This is a genomic window from Streptomyces sp. CNP082, assembly GCF_059570535.1.
Genome location: NZ_JCANSZ010000037.1, coordinates 56,655 through 77,197, shown reverse-complemented (window position 1 = coordinate 77,197; position 20,543 = coordinate 56,655). Strand labels below are relative to the sequence as shown.

The following is a 20,543-nucleotide window of genomic DNA, read 5'->3' as shown; positions in this document are numbered from 1 at the left end:
AGAACGACTCGTCGTCCTTCGGCACAGGCGCCTTCGATCTGCCGCCGCGAGCCGTAGTTCTTGGGCAGCCGCCGCAGGAACGCAGCCGGCAGGCCGGTAACCGCGGACANNGCGACGGTCAGGGGAACACCGCCCAGCTCGACGCCCGCCAGCACCTCCGCGTTCCCGGGGACCAGGGGCGCCATGAGGCCGACCACGTCCTGCAGCAGTTGCGGGTCAGCGGCCATCTTGTACTCGTCGAAGTACGAGTCCAGCACCTCACCGTCGGCCAGGGCGAACGGGGCTTGGACACAGGCAGTGGCGGCGATCCGCTCCACCAGTGCGCTTGTGGCGGTGGGCGTCATGCTTCGGTCTCCTTCCGGCTGGTCAGGTCGTTGAGCCGGGCGGCGAAGTCGGAGGCCGTCGGGACCGTGGTCAGGAAGCCCAGAGGGCGAGTGGGGGTCTCAAGGAGCCATCTCTCCCGACGCAGGAAGTCCAGCAGCCTCAAGGCGGTGGGGCCGGTGATCCAGACGGGCACGGGGCGGATGTTGCCTGCGTGGTAGATGGCGGCGGTCAGCTCGTGAAGGGTGCCGACACCACCGCCCATCGCGATCACCAAGTCGGCCGCATCCAGGTAATGGTTGAGGCGGGATCCCAGGTCGGGGAGGTGGACCTCGCAGGTGACGTGCGGGTTAAACTCGCCCCACTCCCTGTGCTTGTCGGTGAGGGTCACCGCCGTGACCCCGCCTCCACTGGCTGCCGCTCCGCGGGCGGCGGCTTGCATGAGCCCGTTGTAGCCGCCGTGCAGCAGCTCGAACCCGGCTCCTGCCAGGGCCGCCCCGACGTCCTCCGCGAGCTGTTCCTCCTCCGGCGAGGCGGGGACGACCCCGCCGAAGAACACAGCCGTTGCTCGCCGCCCGTACGCGCCCTTCTCGGTGCTCATGTCAGCTCCAGGTAAGTGCGGTAGGCGGTGATGCCGTCGGTCAGGCCGTCCAGGGCGTTCGGGCAGGCGCGGGCGGTGAGCGCCAGGACCCGGTCCAGTGCGGCATCGACATCGGCGGCCTGGGGAACGGCCGGTGAGGCGATCGCTGTCTCCAGGTCGGCCAGGCACGTCCGGCCGATGGGGGTGAGTGCGAGTTCCTCCCGGAGCTGGTACCAGCCCCAGAAGCGCGACGTCGGCGCGAGGGCCGCCTTGATGAGATCCTTGGTTGCGCCGTGCAGCATGTGCCACTCCGCGTACGCGACGAACCGCTGCCCGCGCTGGATCCGCTTGCGCAGCAGCACGGCCAGCACCAGGTGCTCGATCAGCAACTCGGTGCATGACCTCGGCCTGGCTGCCAGCTCGGCTACATGCATCGCGGCCCGTTCGATCTGCGACGTGGTGATCTCGGTGGGCGGTCGGTCCAGCAGCACCATCCCGTCGATCTTCTGCTGCAGGGAGGTCATGCCGGAGGCGGGTGTCAGGTAGAGGTCGACCTGCTGGAGCTTGCCCTCATCCTGGACGAGGTAGACGAACCCGGTGCCGCCGAGGTCGGCGACGATGGTGTCACGCCATCCGGGCAGCAGGGCTCCTGCCGCGACCTTCATCAGGTCGTCCAGTGCGGCGGTGAAGGCGGGCAGGTCCCGGTCGTGCACGCCGACGACGAAGTCCACGTCCGAGAGCCGATCGGCGGTACCTGAGGCGAGTGAACCACGCACCAGCAGGTGGGTCACCGCCGAGGACGTGGACAGCAGCTCGGCGATACGGGTCAGCAGCGGCAACTGTGTGGGCCGGTTCGCCTCGGCGAGTTCGGCGAGCCGCAACTGGGGCGAGGCCGGAGACAGAGCTGTAGGCATGTGCGAATGTCCTTCCTGGCTGGGAGCGAGTGAGGAGTGTGCCGACGTGCACGTGGTGTTTCACGAGGCGAGGGCGAGGAGCTTGTACTTCGCAGCCGTCCAGCGCTCTCTCGCCTCGGTGTCGCCCAGTGCGGTGTGCAGGGCGGCGATCAGGTCGTAGGCTGTGCCTTCGGGCAGGGAGAAGGCGTAGAAGAGCCGCAGCAGCGACTGCTCGGCGGCGTCCTTGTAGCCGAGTTCCGCGAGACTGCGCGCGGTGGCGAGGTGCCGGGCAAGGTCCGCCTCGGACGCTTGCGGCAGGGCCTCGGCATCGGCCGGTGCCTTCGCCTGCCGGGTGAGGCGAGCGTATGCGTCGTCCGCATACACGTCCGCGATCAGGTGGATCCGGTCCGGGCCGAGCAGGTTGCACACCCCGTGGGCGTACGTCGGGGTCAGGCGCCAGATCCGCCCGGGGGCCATATGGACCTTCATGCCGCCGGTGACCAGGAACGCGGAGGAGTTCGTGTGCAGCGGAATATGCAGCCGGTGGCGTTCGACCTGATCGAGTTCGTTGTAGTCGCGGTGTTCCCACAGGAAGGCGTTCGCCTCCAGCCGGGCGAGTCGAACCCACATGTAGTTCAGGCCGAGGGCATCCAGCAGTCCTGCGGTGGCAGGCATGTGCTCCAGCAGAGCGGTCGGGCGGGCAGCGCAGTCACCGATGCGCACGTCGTCTGCCCTGCCGGAGGCGTTCATCAGCGACGTGGTCCACCAGCCTCCGGACTGGTACTCGCCGTACTCGGCCTTCCAGGGCGCCAGCGCTGTCAGCGCCTCATGCCGCATACGCTCGATTGCCACACCGTCCAGCTCGTCGAGTTGGACGATCTGCTCGGCGAGGGCGGTGGCCATTTGTGTTTCCGTCATGGTGTCCCTCAAGGTCTCGCCCCGCAGGCCATTGCCCCGGAGCATGTGGAAGGGGTGGAGGCGGGCGCCCGGTTGGGCCCCGCCCGTCAGGCGGGAAGGTCGAGGCCCAGCTCGCTGAGCCGCACGACCTGGTAGTCGCGGAGTTCGCGCCACATCTGAGCGGCGAGGATCCAGTACTGGTGCGGATAAGTGCCGTACGGAATGGGGCGGTCGTCGGATTCCACCGGCTCCGGGCCACGCACCGTGCATCGGTAGCGAACGCCGGACACCCCGTACAGAAGGGCCTTCCTCGTGACGATGACGTACGGGTCGCTGCTCAGGACCGGGCAGAGCCGGGCGGCGACCGGAGCGTGCCGCTGGCACACCGGCGGCTTGGACGTCAGGACAGGACGGCCGCCGGGCGCCGGAAGATCACCCCGGAAGAGGAACAAGCGAGTTCCGTCAGCCCGTCTCGCCGGGCAGCCGTCGACCTGGCAGCGCAGAAGCTGCATGCAGTGGCGCTGGCGAATCGGGTGCATCGCCACCCACCGGGGAGCACCCTGCCGCTGCCCGTTCACCACAGGGTTCTGCGAGGTCCGCGCCCACAGGACACCGTAGAGGTCCCGGTCGGCGGGCACCTCGCGACCGGCGTAGCCGAGTCTCGGCACCGGGTGGGCGGACAGCGCCCTCAGCCTGGTGCCGGGGGCCACAGTCTCCCCTTCACGTGCGGTGATGTAGGGGATGACGCTCGGCGTTGCGGGTGCTCGCACAGGCATGTGCTTCTCCACTGTCAGGTGGGTCGTCGATGGGCGGGAGGGAAGGCAGGGGGCCTGCCGTCCGACATGGGAGAGCCACCGATCAGTAGTCGGACTGGCGGTCGGACGACAGGCCGGTCTGGGCCGTGCGCGGGCGGGGACGGGGGTTCACGAGGCATCCGCCCGCGCACGGCGGTCTGGGCGATGCCGATCAGAGTGATCGTGGACCGGGTGGCCTCGCCATGCCCTGCAGGGTGGCCTCTGCGTATCTTCCGGGTGACGCGCACAGCTTCGCAGTAGCTTTGAAGTGGCTTCCGGGCGAGCCTTGTTGAGGTCTTGCTGCCGGGCGGTATCCCCTTCCCAGGACGGGATCGATCCGCAGACCCGTGCCGCCACTGTGCGGTACCGACGACTGGGAGCGGCAATGAGCGCACCGAGGACGCTGCTCAAGGTGCTGTGCGATCGCGAGAGGCTGACCTACCGCGCGTTCGATAAGCGCTTCAACGCGACCGGCGTGCGGCTCTTCGGCCGCAGCCCCGACAACCCGACCTGCGGTGAGACGCAGTTCCGGCGTTGGACGGGCGGCAAGCTTCTGGGCCTTCCCGGCGCCGACACCTGCGCTGTCCTGGAAGCCATGTTCCCCGGTCACTCCGCCGGCGACTTGTTCGCACCGCCGTCGGCGGTCGTCGATCCCGAGGTACCCGCGTACGACCTGGAAGAGCGTGTTCGCATGACCGCACATGAAGCCCACGACGGCGCCGACGCGACAGCAGGAGCATCCATCTCCGACACCACCATCGATGAACTGCGCGACCGGGTGACAGCCCTCGCCGGGGCCTACCACTCCATGCCACCCGCGTCGGCCTTCGACGACGCCGACCGGCTCCGCCATCAGATCGACCGCCAGCGTGACCGAACCCAGGCACCCGTCCAGCTCCAACTGCTGATGATCCTCAGCGGCCAGGTCACCGCCCTCTTGGCCGTCTCGGCGTTCGACCTCGGCTACTTCCCCAGCGCCCGAAGCCTGTCCCGCACTGCTGCCGTCTTCGGCGAGAGCTCACGGTTCACGCCCCTCCAAGCCTTCGCCGACGGCACCCTGGCCTACATCGCCTACCACACCGGCGACTCGGACGAGGCGGTCACGAAGGCCGATCGCGCCTTGTCGTACAGCGGTCTCGGCGACGTCGCACAGCGCCGCCTGTACGCCATCCAGGCCCGCGCACACGCCCACTGCGGCAACCTTGCCGCCGCCCGCACCGCCATGGACCGCTCCCAGGAGGCCACCCACGGCTGGCTCGACGACCTGCACGACGAGGTGGGCGGAGAGTTCGGATTCACCCCGGAACGCCTGGCCATGTCCCACAGCACCACCGCCCTGCTGATCGGCGACACCGCCCAGGCCGAAGCCGCAGCCCGCCGCGCCCTGGCACTGCTCGACGAGAAACCGCCGGGCGCCCGCTCCGCGCACGTGCGGGGAAGCGCGGCGGCGGACCTGGCCCAGGCACGCCTCCTGGGCAACGATGTCGACGGCACCGCCGAAGCCCTCGCACCCGTGTGGGAGATCCCGGCCGACCAACGCAAGACCGGCATCGTCGTCCGCGCGGCCCGCATCGGCCGCCACCTGTCGAAACCCGCCTACCACGGCGCCCGGGCCCCCCGTGAGCTGCGCGAACGCATCGCCGAGTTCACCCACGCATCACCGCCCTACCGGCTCGGCTCACACGCAGGACTGCTGGCCCTCGATTCCTGACCACCACGAGAACGTGGCCATAGGGAGGACGTGATCACAGAGAGGGCTGATCACATCACAGGGAGGCGAGAATCTTCGCCTCCTTCTCCTCGGCGATCCCGTGGTCCGCCCACCTGGGGTGGTCCACGGGGCGCCCGTTGCCGGCCCACCACCGCCAGGTGTCCCGGACTGTCTCCACGACCGGTCGGCACCGCAACCCGGCGGCCAGGGCACGACCGGGATCTACTGCCCATACCCCGGCGTGAGTTCGCCACAGCGGAAGCTCCGTCCACTGCTTCACGCCGTGCTCGACGAGCTTCGCGGGGTCCACCCAGACCAGGTGCCCGTTGTTGCCGGTCACCGCGAGGCACTCGCCAAGGAAGTCCCCGAAGGCGATTCCCTCAGAGTGCGCCACGTTGAACCCCCCGCTGCTGCTGGCAGACGCCTGGTCGAGGGCGAACTCCGCCACGTCGCGGACATCGACGGGCTGGATCCGCCGATTCGCCGGGGCAGGCGCGAGCACGGCCCCGCCTCGCCTGGCGCGCTCAAGCCACCAGGGCAGCCGCCCCACGTACTCCCCCGGGCCAAGGATCACCCCGGGCCGGATGAACGCACTGTCCCCACCGAAGACTTCCGACACGGCGCGCTCCCCGCCGGCCTTCTGGAAGCCGTACTTGGTGGGGCTGCCGTCCTCGCCGGTGAATCCGTATGTCTCGTCGGCGTCCGGCGGACATTCCAGGAGAGGGGCTTCCTCGGTCAGCTCGCGGAGAGGCCAGTCCGCGTAGACGGAGACGGTCGAGATATGGACCCAGCGGGCCGCCTGTTCCCGCAGGCCGGCGGTGGCGAGCAGCACGTCCCGGGGAGCCAACTCCCCACTGGACGTGTCGATCACCGCGTCCCAGGGACCGGCACCGGCCAGCCGCTCGATGTCCGCCGACACGGTCCGGTCACCGTGCACCGTCTGGACACCGTCCACGTCCCTTCCGGAACGGCCACGGTTGAACGTCGTCACCGACCAGCCGCGAGCGATCGCCCCCTCGGCGATACGTCGACCCAGAAACCACGTACCGCCCATGACCAGAATCCTCATACCCCGATACTGCCCGTCACAGGGACGGTGGTGGGAGCGCACACGAGAAACGAGCCCGGCCGGAAGCCGGACGCGGGTGAGGAGTTGGTCCGGGAACTCGACGAGGAATGGGGCGTGCGCCCGCTGAAGCCGGGGCTCCTACGGCATGAAGGCTTGGTCGCCTGACGGCATGAGCAGCGACAGCGCATGGGCAACGTCCCCCCAGGCTGGCCCGTCACGCCGTGCAGAGGTGGGGCGGATCAGCCGAGCCGTGGGGTGCCCGCGCGACGCCGAGGACACCTTGGAGGCCGCGGGGCGGGCCTTCGACGGCGGTGCGGTGCGCACCCACGCCCTCTACCTCTTCCGTCAGGCCGACGCGCAGTGGCGCAAGGGGCACCACGAGGAAGCGTGCGGCACTGCGCACCAGGCTCTGCGCGCCTGTCTGCCGGCAGACGGGGGCTGGCGTCAGGTCGTCGAATGGCCCTGTTACGGCGCCTGCCCTCTCGGGGTTTACGTGGGGATCGCAGGATGACTTGAATCGCCGCAGAGGCGCTGTCAATCTCTTCGCTTTTTCCGGTGAAACTCTTTCGGAGGGGGTTCCGCTCTTCGTGAGAGCGACGGTGTCGTTGTGGTGGAAGTGCCCATCGCATATACACCAGGGAGCGTCATGATCTTTCTTCCTTCACTTGTCCTTATTACCTCGTCCAGTGTGGTCACGACGGTTATGGTCATGCGTGATATGCGCGCCTGGCTGGTGCCGACCGGCCGCCATCGTCGCGTAAAAACGCACCGTCATGCGAAGCGTGGGGGGCTGCGGTGACGCCCCCGGTGCGGCCGTTGCGCGGCACGCTACTGCTGCGCTGGAGGGACGGTGCGGCATACGCGGGTTCGGCAGCGCGGTCGTCGCTGCGTTACGCCCTGACGTTCCATGGCGTGAAGAGTTCGGCCGTCGATGACGCGGTTCTGGCCGCTTCGGAGCTGGTGGGCAACGCCGTGGAGCACGCAATCGGCCCGTACGAGCTGTGGCTTCGGCAAACGGAGCGAGAACTGATCGTCGAGGTGCATGACCGGGATGTGTCACTCCCGTGTATTCCGGCTTCGTTTCTGCAGGCGGCGGCAGCCGGCGCGGCGCGGGAGGACTGCCCGCTGCCCAGGGTGTTGGGCTTGGGCGCTGAGCGGGGGCGGGGCTTGCTCGTGGTCGAGGCGGTAACGGGTGGTTCCTGGGGGTTCCGCCTTTCCGGTGGGAGTGGGCGTGACACCTGGAAGAAGATCGCGTGGATGTCAGTACCGTCGTAATGACATCCAAGGCTGCCTTGGATGTCGTAACCGTGTCACCGGGCATTAGGCAGAGCCTTGCGACATGCGTCTGCGCCCAATTCTCTGGGTGTTTCTTCGAAGTTGGGGATCCGCGCATGACGCGGGTTCGCGAAAGAAGGCGGCCTGGCGTGTGCTCTCGGACGCTTCCGGGTGCCAGCTCAGGGTCTCGTAGCGCTCCGGATATTGGGAGGAGGTGATCATTGGACTTACGGTTGAGTCCTTGAAAGGCGGTGACTGTCACTCGTTCGAGCGACAGTCACCGCCTTTGGTATGCGGAGTTTCGCAACGTAGCGACGTCAATGAACGGTACGGCGATGAGGTGGGGCGCGTCCTTCAGCCACGCGCTCGATTACTCAGTGTTGTATTCTCCCTGCAGATGGTGTTGGAGAGGGGAGCTGTGGTGATGCGACGGTGGGTCAATGCGCATCTGCCGGTCGTGAGTGCAATGGCCGCCGTTCTGCTGCTGGCAGGCTGTGCCAGCGGTAATTCTTCCGATGTCCGGCTGTTGCCTGAGGGGAAGTCCACGGAGAAGGCAGCCTCCCCTCGGTCCGGCGGGGAAAATGCGGAGGCGCTCGGTGCTTACCGGGCTTTGTGGGACGATGTTATGGCCGTTGCGGTGACTCCGGACGCCGAGCATCCGCGGTTGAAAGCTCACGCCCGGGGAGGGGCGTTGGAGCTATTGCGCTACATGATGACGGAATCCCGCCGGAAGGATGTCGTCGCCAAGGGGCAAATCCGTCTCAGCCCCACCGTTGAGAGCGGCGACGCGACGCGAGTGGTGATCCGGGACTGTGCTGATTCCTCTGACTGGTTGCAGTACACCCGTGACGGCGAGCTTGAGAACGATGTACCCGGCGGCCACCATCGCATCGATGCGACGGTTCAGCTACGGGGCGACGACTGGCTGGTGGAGCGCCTATATATCCATGAGGTGGGGTCATGCTGAGACGCGAGTCCCCCCTGTCGACGACCGTGGCAGCGGTGTGTATCGCGGTAGTCCTATCGGCGCACGACGCGGCGGCTGACGATTGGGTGGGAATTGGAGCCGGATTGACGTGCGCACCCGACGCGTGCGACGTCGAGGCGAGGAGTGTCACCCGGAAGCCGAGCAGTCCGGCGAAGAGCAGGTCGGCCCCTCATGGAAGCGAGGCTCAACCTGACGGCGGGAAGGTTACGGGGCCGCCGACGGTGACGTCGACTGGCTGGGAGTACGAACTGGGTGAGTTCGGGATTTTGCCGCGTTTTGACGGTGAGCAGGCGGATAAGCGGAAATCGGGCCGTGGGCGGCGGCAGGTTCCGGTGGGGGTTGTCGTTCGGCGGGCGGTGGAGCGGTTGGAGTTGCCGGAGCCGGTGATTCGTACGAGTCCGGTTGAGGATTTTGTGCAGGTTGTTCATGTGCCGACGTGGATGTGGGTGGAGCGTTCCGGGTGGGGGCCGGTGTCGGCGTCGGCGGCGGTGGAGGGTGTGCGGGTGAGGGCGGTGGCTCGTCCGCGGCGGGCGGTGTGGTCGATGGGTGAGGGCGGTCGGGTGGTGTGCCGTGGGCCGGGGACGCCGTATTCGGATGTGTACAGCCCGAAGGCGTCGTCGCCGGACTGCGGTTACACCTACCGGCGGGCGTCGGTCTCGGTGCCGGACCGGGCGTACACGGTGTCGGTGCGGGTGTTCTGGGATGTCCACTGGCAGGGGGGTGGCCAGGGCGGGGTGGTGCCGGGGTTGGTGAGGGGTGCGCAACGGGAGCTGGTGGTGGATGAGGTGCAGACAGTCGTCACGCGCTGACGGCGTGAAATAGCAGGCCCGGCCACGGCATCCAGGCCGGGCGATGGACGTTGGGTTTCTTTTGATCGTGAGGTGAGTTGATGGGTACCTCCATGCCTTCTTCGGCCGTGAAGGGTGGCGGGTTGCGTGTGCCTGGGGCGCGCGGGTCGGGCCCGGAGCAGCGGCCGGTGGTGACGGGGGCGCGGCGGCGGAGGCTGGGGTGGGTGTGGGGCGGGGTGGGTGCGGTGGTGGTCTCGGCGGTCGGGTTCACGCTGGTCGCGCAGGTGGTGGGGGAGCGCGATGAGGTCATGGTGCTGGCCCGGGATGTGCCGGCCGGTGGGGTGCTGAAGCCCGGTGATCTACGTGTGGTGGAGGTTGCGGCGGACGTGGGTGTGGTGCGTCTGGAAGATCGGGGCGCGGTGCTGGGGCGGCGGGCGAAGGTGCCGTTGACGGCCGGGGCGTTGCTGGCCCCGAGTCAGGTGGGCAGCAGCGCTGCTTTTCCGGCGAAGGGGTCTTCGGAGGTGGCGCTGGCTGTCGAGCCGGGAGGTGCGCCGCCGGATCTCGCTCAAGGGGAGCGCGTTGCGGTTCTTCCCGGCCCCGCCGGGGTGGCAGCGGTGGGCGAAGAGGGGGCGGCGCCGTCGGCGGTGGTGGGGACGGTGACGGGGGTGGCGGAGCCGGAGTCTGCGGGTGGGCCGCGGGTGGTGACGGTGGTGGTGGAGACCGCGGCGGCGCGGCAGGCGGCGCAGTTGGAGAATCCGCGGGTTGTGGTCCTTCCTGCTCAGGGGCGTGAGGCTCCGTGAGGCGGCTGGTCGTTCTTGGGTCGGTGTCGGGCGCGCCGGGGGTGACGACGACTTCGCTGGCGTTGGCTGCGGTGTGGCCGGAGGCGGATGGTGGGGTGCGGCCGGTGGTGGTGGAGGCGGATGCCTCCGGCGGTGACCTGATGATCCGCTTCGGCCTGCCGTCGGCTCCCTCGCTGCTGGATGTCGCGGCGGCAGCAGGGCAGCGGTATCCGGGCTCCTTGCTGGGGGCGGCGTGTGAACTGCCCTTCGGGGTACGGGCGGTGGTTGCGGTGCCGGGCCGTGGCCCGTGCCGGGAGGCGGTGCGGCTGCTGACCGGTGAGAGCGGGCGGCGTGTGCTGCTGGGGGACGAGCGTGACCGGGGCACGGTGCTGGTGGACGTCGGGCGTCTGGGTGAGGACGTGGAGCCGCTGCTGGAGGCTGCAGATCAGGTGGTGCTGGTGTCCCGGGGCGGGGCGGAGCCGCTGACGCATGTGTCCGCCTACGGCCTTGAGGCTGGTGCGTACGCGGGGCGGCTGGCTCTCGCTGTGGTCGGACCGTGTCCCTACCGGGCAGAGGAGATCACCAAGGCTCTCGATGTCGAGCGGGTGTCGTTCCTGCCCTGGGATGCCAAGGGCGTGACGGCGATGAGCAGTCCCAGGCACGGGGCGTTGCGCACGGCTGGGTTTCGCCCGTCGCCGTTGATGATCGAAGCCCGGAACGTGGCCCGCCAGCTGGCGGGCCAGCCCGAAGGGGGTGCCGGGGCGGGGACCGCGGATGGTGACAGCGGGAGCGCGGGCAGCGCGGCTCCGATGGTGGCCCGGAGCACTACGGGCCTGGTTCGGGGGTCAGGAGTCGAGGAGAGCGGATCATGAGCGAGCAGTTGATGCCGCCCGCCGTGGCGCCCGGGGGTGGTGAGCTGGCTCTGGCGCAGGTGGTGCGGCAGCGTGTGGCCGCCCGGCTGGCCGCGTACGCCGGTGAACGTGAGGCGGCGGGTCTGCCGGCGGAGGATGAATCGGCGCGGCGCGCCACCGTGGGCATGCTGCTGGCCGAGGAGCTGGGGGAGCAGCGACGTCTGGCTCTCGCCAGGGGCGGTCCGGTGATCGATGTCGTGGTGGAGGAGGAGGTCGCGCAGGCGGTCAGGGACGCGTTGTTCGGCACGGGCAGTCTGGAGCGGTTGCTGGCCGATGAGGCGGTCGAGAACATCTGCGTCAACGGCTGCGACGTGGTGTGGGTGAAGACCGGGGCAGGCCGGTGGCGGCGTGAGGCTCCGGTGGCCGCGTCGGATGAGGAGTTGGTGAAGCTCCTGCGCACCTTGGCGGCCCGCGGGGGTGGGGAGGAGCGGCGTTTCGATCGGGGTGTGCCCCGGTTGAACTTGCGGTTGCCTGACGGGTCGCGGTTGTTCGCGGTGATGGCGGTGACGGGCCGGGTGTCGGTGACGGTACGCCGCCACCGTTTCCCCGCGGCTTCGATGGCGGAGCTGGTGCGGCTGGGTGTGTGTGATGAGGAGCTTGCCGCGTTTTTGAGGGCGCTGGTGCGGGCGCGGAAGAACATCGTGATCGGCGGCGGCACCAACGTGGGCAAGACCACGGTGCTGCGGGCCTTCGCCCACGAGATCCCGCCCGCAGAGCGGTTGGTGACGGTCGAGGACACCTTCGAGCTCGGCTTGGACGTCGATGTGGTGGCGCATCCGAATGTGGTGGCCATGCAGGCGCGGGAGCCGAATATCGAGGGGCAGGGCGGCATCGATCAGGCGGAGCTGGTGCGGTGGGCGCTGCGTATGTCGCCGGACCGGGTCATCGTCGGGGAGATCCGCGGGCCCGAGGTCATCCCGATGTGCAACGCGATGAGCCAGGGCAACGACGGCTCGCTGTCCACCATCCACGCCTCCACCTCTCGCGGGGTGTTCACCAAACTTGCCTCCTACGCCGCGCAGGCCCCAGAACGGCTCACGTTGGAGGCGACGAACCTGATGGTGGCCTCTGCCGTTCACTTTGTTGTCCATCTGGGCTGGGACGGGGCGGGTCGCCGGGTCATCGACTCGGTGCGCGAGGTCATCGACGCGGACGGTGCGCAGATCGTCTCCAACGAGGTCTACCGTCCCGGCCCCGACGGGCGCGCTGTCGCGGCGACGCCCCTGCGCGTCGAGACCTTCCAGGACCTTGCCGCAGCCGGGTGGGAGGCGCCGCAGGCGTCCTCCCAGTGGTGGGGGGCCGCCTCATGACCGTGGTGGGCCCTGGCGTCTGGACGGTGGTCGCGGTCGTGTGCGGGACGGTGTTCGGTCTCGGGCTGGTGGCCGTCGGTTACGGCGTGGTGCGGCGTGCGGCGCGTGAGGAGCGGCCGGGCCTGTGGCAGGTTCTGGTGGCGCGGCTCCCGCGGCAGTGGACCACGAGGCGCGTGCTGATCTCTCTGGTGTCCGGGGCGGTTGTGGGGGCGTTGACGACGTGGCCGGTGGCGGCGGTGCTGACCACGGTCGCCCTGCTGACCCTGCCCGGTCTGCTGGGTCCGGATCGGCAGGCCGCGCGGCGTACGGAGCGGATGGAGGCGCTGGCGACGTGGACGGAGATGCTGCGGGACACCCTCTCCGCCGCGGCCGGGTTGGAGCAGGCGGTCCTGGCGACCTCGGACATCGCCCCGACGGCGCTGGAGCCGGAGCTGCGGGAGCTGGCCGCCGCGATCCGCTCGGGTCGCCCGTTGCCGGCCGTGCTGCGGGCCTTTGCCGAGGACGTCGATGACCCGCTGGCCGATGTGGTGGTGGCCGCGCTGGTGATGGCGGCCGAGCAGCAGGCCGGCCAGCTCGCGCCGCTGCTGGGTGAGCTGGCGGAGTCGGTGCGCGAGCAGGTCGCCATGCGCCGGCACATCGACGCCGGCCGCGCGAGTGTACGTACCGGAGTTCGGGTCACGGTGCTCGTCACCTTGGGCATGGCGGTGGGGCTGGTGGTCTTCAACCGGCCCTATCTGGACCCCTTCGACACGCTGACCGGGCAGACGGTGCTCGCGGTGGTCGGCGCCCTGTTCGCCGCGAGCTTCACCTACCTCCATGCGATCGGCCGCATTGAGGAGCCAGTCCGCCTCATCACCCCGACCACTCCCCGTCCCGCGGCGGGCACAGAACCGGGAGGCACGCGGTGATCGTCATGCTGCTGGGCGCGCTGTTCGGCGCCGGAGCGACCGGCCTCGTCTACGGCCTGCGCCCGCCCAGGCCCGCTCTCGCCGATGTCCTCACCGCTCTCAACGCGCCCGCCCGCCCTGTGGATGCCCCGGCAGGCGGGGCGGACGCAGAGTGGGCCACGAGGCTGGGCCGGCGCGCCGTACCGCTGGTGCGCGCGCTCGGCTTTCCCACCGCCTCGCTGCGCGCGGACCTGGCCGTGTGCGGCACCGATGAGGAGCAGCACTTGGCGGGCAAGGCGGTCTGTGCCATGGCTGGCCTGTTCGCCCCGTGGGCCGCCGTGCTCGTGCTGCGCCTGGGGGCGGGTATCGAGGCCGGATGGTGGATGCCGTCGGCCGGTGCACTGGTCTTGGCCGTCGTGCTGTTCTTCGTCCCCGACCTGTCGGTGCGTCAGCAGGCTGCGCGGCGGCGGCGCGAGATGCGTCATACCCTCAGCCTCGTCCTGGACCTGACGGTGATCGCGCTCGCGGGCGGCGCCGGGGTCCAGCAGGCCCTCGCGCAGGCGGTGGCGGCACCCCAGGGGTGGGCGGCGGCGAGACTGCGGCACGCTCTGCACGTCGGGCAGCTCACCCGCACCAGCCCCTGGTCCCACCTGGGCGATCTCGGACGGCAACTGTCTGTGGCGGATCTGAGTGAGCTGGCCTCGACGCTGAACCTCGCGGGCAGCGAAGGCGCGAAGGTCCGCGGCTCGCTCGCGGCGAAGGCGCGGGCGATGCGGCGACGCCGGATCTCCGAGGCCGACGGGGCTGCTCAGGCGGCCACCGAGCGGATGTCGCTGCCCGTGGTCGGCCTGTTCGCCGCGTTCTTGCTGCTGATCGGCTACCCGGCCCTCGCCCACGTCATGTCGATCACCTGAGCACCGCTCAACGAGACCAAGAGAAAGAGCACCCCCTCATGTTCCGACTCGACACCCTGGCCCGCCCGGTACGTGCCCACCTGGCCGAAGTGCGCCGCCACGCCCGCCAGGACGCCGGCTACACCACTGAGACCATCGTGGTCACCGCCCTGCTGGTGGTCCTGGGCCTGGCCGTGGTGGGCATCATCGTCGCCAAGGTCACCGCCAAGGCGAACGGCATCGACCTGGGATAGGCACGTGACCACCCTCCTTCGCAGGCTGCGCGGCGACCGCGGGGCGGCCAGCACGCAGCTCGTGCTGGTCTTCCCGGCGCTGCTGCTGATCACGCTGCTGGTGGTGCAGTTCGCGCTCGGCTGGCACGCCCGCCACATCGCCCAGCACGCCGCTCAACGCGGCCTGGCCGCCGCCCGCGCCCAGGACGGCACCGCGGCGGGCGGCCGGGCGCAGGCGCGGCGCAGCCTCGCCGTGCTGGGCAGCCGGGTCCTTGCCGCCCCGTCCGTGACCGCCGAGCGCACCACCGCCCAGACCACCGTGCACGTCCAGGGAACCGTGGTCCGCGTGCTTCCTGTCCCGGGCCTGGAGCTGCACGCCTCCGGCACGGCCTCCGGCCCCACCGAACGCCTCACCACCCCCGCCGGAGACCAGCGGTGACCCGGCAGGTGCGCCCGGCCCGTGACGACGCACAACGGGGCTCGGCGGCGGTGGAGCTGGTGCTCGTCACCCCGCTGCTCGTCCTGGTGCTTGTGGTCGTGGTGGCCTTCGGGCTTCTGGCCGATGCCCGCCTGGTCGTGGCGGACGCAGCCCACCAGGCCGCCCGCGCCGCCTCCCTCGCCCGCACCGAGAAAGACGCCCGCACCCATGCCGAACAGGCGGCCAGCACGGCACTGCGCGAGGCGGGAGCGTCCTGCACCCGCCCAAGCGTCCGCCTGACCACCGGCGGACTGGCACCCGGCGCCACGGTGACCGCCCGAGTCTCCTGCACCGCCGACCTGGCCGGCCTCACCCACACCGGGCTGCCCGGCCACGTCCCCCTGACAGGCACCGCCTTCTCCGTTGTCGACACCTTCAGGAGCACGCCGTGAAGCCAGCAGCGCGCACACCTACGGCGTACGCGCGCATCCGGCGAGCGGCGGGGGAGGACCGGGGGCAGGTCACAGCGTTCGTCGTCGGGATCTTCGCCGCACTGTGGCTGTTCGCCGGGATCGTCGTCGACGGCGGCCTCGCCCTGGCCGGCAAAGCCCGGGCCCTGGACGTGGCGCAGGAAGCCGCCCGCACCGGCGCCCAGCAACTCGACATCGGCCAGCTACGGCAAGGCGGGGAAGTCCGCCTCGTACACGGAAAGGCCAAAGCAAAGGCCCGCGCATACGTCGCCTCCACAGGGGACAGCGCCACCGCCTCCGTCAAGGGCGATGCCGTCACCGTCCACGTCACCCACCACCAGCACACCCAGATCCTGCGGCTGATCGGCCTGCCCACCCTCACCGTCCACGCGACGGGCACCGCGCACGCCGAACGCGCCGCCCGGTAGAGACCGTTCGGCCCGTAGAGAGCGAACCGGCAATGAACCCTCCACATGCGCGCCAGCGCCTGACCGCCGCCATCACGGTCGGCGGCACCCTGGCCGTCACGCTCGCCCTGCTGGCCGGGATGCCGTCGATCCTGTGGCACGCCACCGGCCTGCCCTGGCCCGAGCACGCCTCCTCCACCGGCGAGTTCGCCTGGCGACTGACTCAGCCGGTCAGCGACCCCTTGATGATCGACCTCCTGGCGATGGTCGGCTGGGTGTGCTGGGCCGCCTTCGCCGCGACCGTGGTCCGCGAGACCGTCTGGTACACCACCCACTTCCCGCAATTGCTGCGCGACCGGCACGCGCACCATGAGCACGTCGCCTCCGTGTCCGTGAAGGGCTCGCTGGCTGCACTGTGCATCGGCACCCTGGTGATCGCCCTGATCGGCCTGTGGCGCCCGGATACGGCCACCGCCCATCCCTCGACAGGAGACGTGCGGGCACACACCGCTGCCACGGCTCCTCTCGTCACATCCCCTCTACGGCCGTCCGCTCCCTCTGCCGTGTCCGCGATGGCCCTGGAGCCGGCCACGACAGCCGGGCCCGGTGTGGATGAGGCGGCCCGCACCATCGAGTACACGGTCATCGAGGGCGACACCCTGTGGACGATTGCGCACACGCACCTGGGCGATGCGCTCAAGTGGCCTCGTATCTACGCGATGAACAAGGACCGGGTCCAAAGCGACGGAACCCAGCTCACCGACCCAGACCTGATCCTGCCCGGCTGGCACCTGACCATCCCCGCAGCCCAGGCCACCACCCCACCACCTCACCCCTCACCCACCCCGACACCCCCCGCCAAGTCCGCCGAGCCCGCCCCGACGCAGTCAGCCCCCGACCAGCACAAGAACACTGCCCGGCAACAGCGCGACGCTCCTGCGCAGTCCGGCCAGCGCAACGAGACCACCGCCCAGCCGGCAGGCACCCAGGCACGCCCGGCCGCGATCAGCCTCGGACAGGCGAGCCTGATCGGCATCACCACGGCAGCCGGCCTGCTGGCCGCACGCCGCTACTGGCACTGGCACCAACACCGCAGACGCGAGCCCGGCCAGGAGACGGAACCACCCGCTCTGAGCCCGCTGGTGGACAAGGCCGCACAGGCAGCCCACGCGGCCACCCGCCCTCTACCGCCAGCCGATCCCCACCTTCTGGCTCCCCGCAGCAGCCCGCCCCAGCCACCCCGCACCCCAGGCACGGTCACCATCGGTGTCCGGCAGGACACCGAGGTCCCCGTCGACGAGCTGGCCATCCCCGGAGGCTGCGCCTGGACCGGTCCCGGCGCCCACAACGCGGCCCGCGCCCTGCTGGTCGGCGTCCTCACCGCAGCCGAACGCCACCGCCCCGCGCCCTCGCGCGTCACGGCGGTCATCCCTCGCGACGTGGCCGCGGCGCTGCTGCCCTGGCTGCCTGTCCAGTTCACCGCCCTGACCCAGAGCACCGACCTCGCCGAGGCCGTCCGAGCCGCAGAACAGCACCTGATCGCCCACGCCCGCACCCACGACGAGCAGGACACCACACCCGCGACAACCGGACAGGCAAACCCCGACTCCACCACGGAGACCGCCCCGGGGACTCTCCTCCTGCTCACCGTGCCGGACGCCGCCCACACCGGACAGCTACAGGCCCTGGCCGCCCGCAGCAGCCCCGGCACACTGATCGTCCTCACCCTGGGCACAGCGCTGCCCGGCGCCGCCTGCTGGCACATCACCGACGACGGCACCGTCACCACGGAAAGCCACAGCCAGCAAACCCAGCCCCTCCGGCTCTTCCACCTCACGCCCGAGGCCGGCCGCGACATGGCCGACGTCCTCCTGACCGCCAACGGGCAGCGCCCCCACGCCCGCCCCCGTAATCCCCCCACTCCCGCCCCGCGCCCGCACTCCGACAGCGATCCCCCCGATTCCCCGGCAGCACCCAAGGCGGACCCAGTGCCGGCGCACCCGCACGCGGACGAAACCGCGCGGCCGAAGCAGACCAAGCCCGTGCGCCTCAACGTCCTCGGGCCCGTCACCCTCTACGCCCGCGGCCACCAGGATCCCATCGGCACCAACCTGCGCGGAGAAGTCCGCGAATTCCTTGCCCTCCTCGCCGCCCACCCCACCGGACTCCTCGCCTCCGACATCGCCGACAAACTCCACCTCGCCCCCGGCAGCGAACACATCGGCCTGAAGAACCTGCGCCGCGCCGTGAGACGTGCCCTGCGCGCCGCTACCGGAATCACCGTACAAGAATTCATCCTCCTCCGAGGAGAACTCCACAAACTCCACCCCGAACTCGTAGAAACCGACCTCACGGATTTCAACGTAAGCTTGAAAAGAGCATTCCCCGCCTCCGGCGATAATGAGGACCTCAACGCGGCCCTGGCTGACGTGAGCGCAGCCCTGGGCCACTACCGCGGCCCCTTCGCGCACGGCAGTGACTACCTCTGGTCCGACACCATCCGCGAACACCTCGCCATGAAGGCCATCGACGCGACCCTCCGCCTGGCTCACCAAGCCGAACACGCCAAGGCCGCGCAACGCGAACGGGACGCCGTCCTGGCGCTGCTGGAGCACCTGGGCACCATCCATCCCGACCACGAACGCCTCGCCCAGCACTCCATCCGCCTCTACCAAGCCGCCGGCCGCCCTGACGCCGCCCGGCACGTCCACACCCGCCTGACACGGTGCCTCGCCGACCTCGGCCTCGAACCCGAGCCGGCCACCCAGGCGCTCCTCACACCCCGGAGCCACGCGCACCAGACCCGGTGAAGCCGCAGCTCACCGCCCACACGCACCTCAGAACTCGGCGCGTGGTGGCCTGCTGGCGTCCACCCCGTCGCATCCGGTGTCGTCTCCGGCGCCGCTTCCGCGTCCGCCCTTGGATGCGACACCCCTGCGCCGCCCGAAAGCGCAGGCCAGGCGCACTGCGAGCCGGTGGCGGACGAGGGCGACTGATTATCGGTGCAGCAACGCATCCCGATCTGCCCACAGCCTGCGCCGGCCCCTCGCGTCCCCTGCATATCCACGGCACCCGGGCACCCCGTCGTGCCCCGTGCCCCCTCCAATTCGTCCATTCCTCTTCTCACAACCACATACAGGACTGGCCTGAGCCAGCTCAACCCCCACGGCCACGAGTCGAGGCGGCCCCCACGGCGCAGCCGGCGGCCCCCACGGCGCAGCCGGGGGCCGCCGCCGTGCCGGGCCGCCGCCGTGCCGGGCCGCCGCCGTGCCGGGCCGCCGCCGTGCCGGGCCGCCGCCGTGCCGGGCCGCCGCCGTGCCGGGCCGCCGCCGTGCCGGGCCGCCGCCGTGCCTGTAATCGGTGCGCCATTATGTCGGCACGTGCGGCGCGCCTGGGAATCGGTCGTGCAGGGCCACCGGGCACGACGCTTTGCGTCGCGCCGTAGTGGAAACCCCTGGAATGCGGTCGTGAATTCACGGGAATTCCAGCATTTTCAAGCCCGAAAGTGGCTTCAGGCGGGGCGCGGGCCGAGCTATATTTGAATTGTTCCCGGGAAGTCCGGGAATGGAAATCCCGCCGATGGGGTGCGCCCGAAAACGAATGACGGGTGGAGTGCGCCCAAAATGCCAAACGTTTTCGGCTGCGGCGCCCCTGTTCTTGGTGAAAGGAATGTCTCGATGACGAGCACCGCCACGCCCGCTTCCCCGCCTTCCGGCCCCGCCGGGCAGCAGTCCGCCCCTCCCGCGCCGCATCCCCCCGCCGCGCCCGCCCGTCCTGCGCCCGGAACGACCGCCAAGGCGCGCCCGGGTGAACTGCGTGCGCGGATCGCCCAGGTCCTGGCGGCGAGTCCGGGGACGGTGTTCACGGTCACGGACCTGGCGCGGCGGCTGGGGCATTCGGGCGGCGCGGTCGGCAACGCATGCGAGACGCTGGTGAGCCGGGGCGAGGCGGTCCAGGCCGGTTCCACGCCCCGTAGGTACCAGGCGACATCGGCGACGGCTGCCGCCGCCCGGCACACCGCACCGCCACCTCGGCCCGCCTCGGGCCAGACCACTCAGGTGCCGCGGCGGACCTCCCAGCAGGCGTCTGCGTCCCCGCCGCCGGGCGGGCGGCCGGTGCCGGTCGTCCGCCCGAACGGGCAGAAATACCACCCGAGGGCGCTGGCGGAACTGCCGGACGTGGAGGCGCTGCGGCGGCTGCGCCAGGCGCAGGTGGCGGTGTTGCTGTACGGGCCGCCGGGGACGGGGAAGACGTCGTTGATCGAGGCGGCGTTCCCGGACCTGATCACGGTGGCAGGGGACGGTGACACCACGGTCGGTGATCTGATCGGCGAGTACACCCAGGACGCCAACGGCGGCTACGAGTTCGTCTACGGGCCGTTGGTGAATGCCATGACCGAGGGCCGTGCCCTGTTGCTGGACGACGCCACGCTCATCTCGCCGAAGGTGCTGGCGGCCTTGTATCCGGCGATGGACGGGCGCAGGCAGATCCAGGTCAAGGCGCACAAGGGCGAAACGATTACGGCCGCCGACGGGTTCTATGTGATCGCCGGTCATAACCCGGGTGTTCACGGTGCGGTCCTGACCGAAGCCTTGGCCTCCCGGTTCAGTGTGCAGATCCAGGTGGGTTCCGACTACGACCTGGCCGCCTCGTTGAAGGTCAACCGGGCGGCGGTGCGGATCGCCCGCAACCTGGCAACCCTCCGGCAGGCGGGGGACGTCGGCTGGGCGCCCCAGCTACGGGAACTGATCGCCTTTCAGAAGATCGCCGACGTCCTCGGCACCGAGGCGGCCTTCGCCAACCTGATCGGCGTCGCCCCGCTGGAGGACCGGGACACGGTCGCCGAGATCGTCACCAAGGCCCTCGGCCGCCCGGTCACCGCCCTGGCCCTCGGCCGCCAGCTCTGACCCCCGCCGGGC

The 20,543-nt window shown here is 70.3% G+C and carries 20 protein-coding genes; 15 read left to right on the top strand and 5 right to left on the bottom strand.

Annotated features, from left to right (window positions below; all coding sequences use genetic code 11):
• Positions 1-340: 340 nt before the first annotated feature.
• The 4 genes from B124_RS25705 to B124_RS25690 form a co-directional block, all read right to left on the bottom strand.
• Entirely contained in the window at positions 341-922 is a 582-nt protein-coding gene (locus B124_RS25705) for an SLOG cluster 4 domain-containing protein (protein ID WP_496505329.1), read from the bottom strand.
• Positions 919-1,815 carry a nucleotidyltransferase domain-containing protein gene (locus B124_RS25700; protein WP_496505328.1) on the bottom strand — a complete coding sequence of 299 codons (897 nt, stop codon included), beginning with the start codon at positions 1,813-1,815 and terminating at the stop codon, positions 919-921. The genes B124_RS25705 and B124_RS25700 overlap by 4 nt, the downstream gene beginning before the upstream one ends.
• 60 nt (positions 1,816-1,875) lie before the next feature.
• Complete coding sequence (locus B124_RS25695) at positions 1,876-2,712, bottom strand: aspartyl/asparaginyl beta-hydroxylase domain-containing protein (RefSeq protein ID WP_496505327.1); 837 nt, start codon at positions 2,710-2,712, stop codon at positions 1,876-1,878.
• Between the two features lie 86 nt (positions 2,713-2,798).
• Positions 2,799-3,467 carry a hypothetical protein gene (locus tag B124_RS25690; RefSeq protein ID WP_496505326.1) on the bottom strand — a complete coding sequence of 223 codons (669 nt, stop codon included), beginning with the start codon at positions 3,465-3,467 and terminating at the stop codon, positions 2,799-2,801.
• A gap of 403 nt (positions 3,468-3,870) precedes the next feature.
• Here B124_RS25690 and B124_RS25685 point away from each other — a divergent pair, with 403 nt between their 5' ends.
• Positions 3,871-5,196, top strand: a complete 1,326-nt coding sequence (locus tag B124_RS25685) for an NsdA family TPR-like regulatory protein (RefSeq protein ID WP_496505325.1) — start codon at positions 3,871-3,873, stop codon at positions 5,194-5,196.
• 55 nt (positions 5,197-5,251) lie between these two features.
• Here the strand turns inward: B124_RS25685 and B124_RS25680 are convergent, their stop codons facing one another.
• The gene (locus tag B124_RS25680; RefSeq protein WP_496505324.1) at positions 5,252-6,265 is read right to left on the bottom strand and encodes an NAD-dependent epimerase/dehydratase family protein; all 1,014 of its coding nucleotides are present in this window, start codon (positions 6,263-6,265) and stop codon (positions 5,252-5,254) included.
• Between the two features lie 795 nt (positions 6,266-7,060).
• Here B124_RS25680 and B124_RS25675 point away from each other — a divergent pair.
• The 14 genes from B124_RS25675 to B124_RS25610 all read left to right on the top strand — a co-directional run bounded on the left by B124_RS25675 (position 7,061) and on the right by B124_RS25610 (position 20,531).
• Entirely contained in the window at positions 7,061-7,540 is a 480-nt protein-coding gene (locus B124_RS25675; RefSeq protein ID WP_496505323.1) for an ATP-binding protein, read from the top strand.
• 397 nt (positions 7,541-7,937) lie between these two features.
• Positions 7,938-8,507, top strand: a complete 570-nt coding sequence (locus B124_RS25670) for a hypothetical protein (RefSeq protein ID WP_496505322.1) — start codon at positions 7,938-7,940, stop codon at positions 8,505-8,507.
• 242 nt (positions 8,508-8,749) lie between these two features.
• On the top strand, positions 8,750-9,337 hold the full coding sequence (locus B124_RS25665) for a hypothetical protein (protein WP_496505321.1): 588 nt from the start codon (positions 8,750-8,752) through the stop codon (positions 9,335-9,337).
• A 224-nt stretch (positions 9,338-9,561) separates the two neighbouring features.
• Positions 9,562-10,116 (top strand): SAF domain-containing protein, encoded by a 555-nt coding sequence (locus tag B124_RS25660; protein ID WP_496505320.1) that lies wholly within the window; start codon positions 9,562-9,564, stop codon positions 10,114-10,116.
• Positions 10,113-10,967 carry a MinD/ParA family ATP-binding protein gene (locus B124_RS25655; RefSeq protein ID WP_496505319.1) on the top strand — a complete coding sequence of 285 codons (855 nt, stop codon included), beginning with the start codon at positions 10,113-10,115 and terminating at the stop codon, positions 10,965-10,967. The genes B124_RS25660 and B124_RS25655 overlap by 4 nt, the downstream gene beginning before the upstream one ends.
• Complete coding sequence (locus B124_RS25650) at positions 10,964-12,316, top strand: TadA family conjugal transfer-associated ATPase (RefSeq protein WP_496505318.1); 1,353 nt, start codon at positions 10,964-10,966, stop codon at positions 12,314-12,316. Before B124_RS25655 ends, B124_RS25650 begins: the two co-directional genes overlap by 4 nt.
• Complete coding sequence (locus B124_RS25645) at positions 12,313-13,224, top strand: type II secretion system F family protein (protein WP_496505317.1); 912 nt, start codon at positions 12,313-12,315, stop codon at positions 13,222-13,224. Before B124_RS25650 ends, B124_RS25645 begins: the two co-directional genes overlap by 4 nt.
• A complete protein-coding gene (locus B124_RS25640) occupies positions 13,221-14,117 on the top strand; it encodes a type II secretion system F family protein (protein ID WP_496505316.1) in 897 nt (298 codons plus the stop codon). Before B124_RS25645 ends, B124_RS25640 begins: the two co-directional genes overlap by 4 nt.
• Positions 14,118-14,155: 38 nt before the next feature.
• On the top strand, positions 14,156-14,350 hold the full coding sequence (locus B124_RS25635) for a hypothetical protein (protein WP_496505315.1): 195 nt from the start codon (positions 14,156-14,158) through the stop codon (positions 14,348-14,350).
• A 4-nt stretch (positions 14,351-14,354) separates the two neighbouring features.
• Positions 14,355-14,768 carry a TadE/TadG family type IV pilus assembly protein gene (locus tag B124_RS25630; RefSeq protein WP_496505314.1) on the top strand — a complete coding sequence of 138 codons (414 nt, stop codon included), beginning with the start codon at positions 14,355-14,357 and terminating at the stop codon, positions 14,766-14,768.
• Positions 14,769-14,818: 50 nt separating this feature from the next.
• The gene (locus B124_RS25625; RefSeq protein WP_496505333.1) at positions 14,819-15,199 is read left to right on the top strand and encodes a TadE/TadG family type IV pilus assembly protein; all 381 of its coding nucleotides are present in this window, start codon (positions 14,819-14,821) and stop codon (positions 15,197-15,199) included.
• Entirely contained in the window at positions 15,196-15,645 is a 450-nt protein-coding gene (locus B124_RS25620) for a TadE/TadG family type IV pilus assembly protein (RefSeq protein WP_496505313.1), read from the top strand. Before B124_RS25625 ends, B124_RS25620 begins: the two co-directional genes overlap by 4 nt.
• Positions 15,646-15,677: 32 nt before the next feature.
• A complete protein-coding gene (locus B124_RS25615) occupies positions 15,678-18,434 on the top strand; it encodes a BTAD domain-containing putative transcriptional regulator (RefSeq protein ID WP_496505312.1) in 2,757 nt (918 codons plus the stop codon).
• A gap of 1,014 nt (positions 18,435-19,448) precedes the next feature.
• Positions 19,449-20,531: an AAA family ATPase gene (locus tag B124_RS25610; protein ID WP_496505332.1), complete on the top strand. Its 1,083-nt coding sequence runs from the start codon at positions 19,449-19,451 to the stop codon at positions 20,529-20,531.
• The last annotated feature ends 12 nt before the right edge of the window (positions 20,532-20,543 follow it).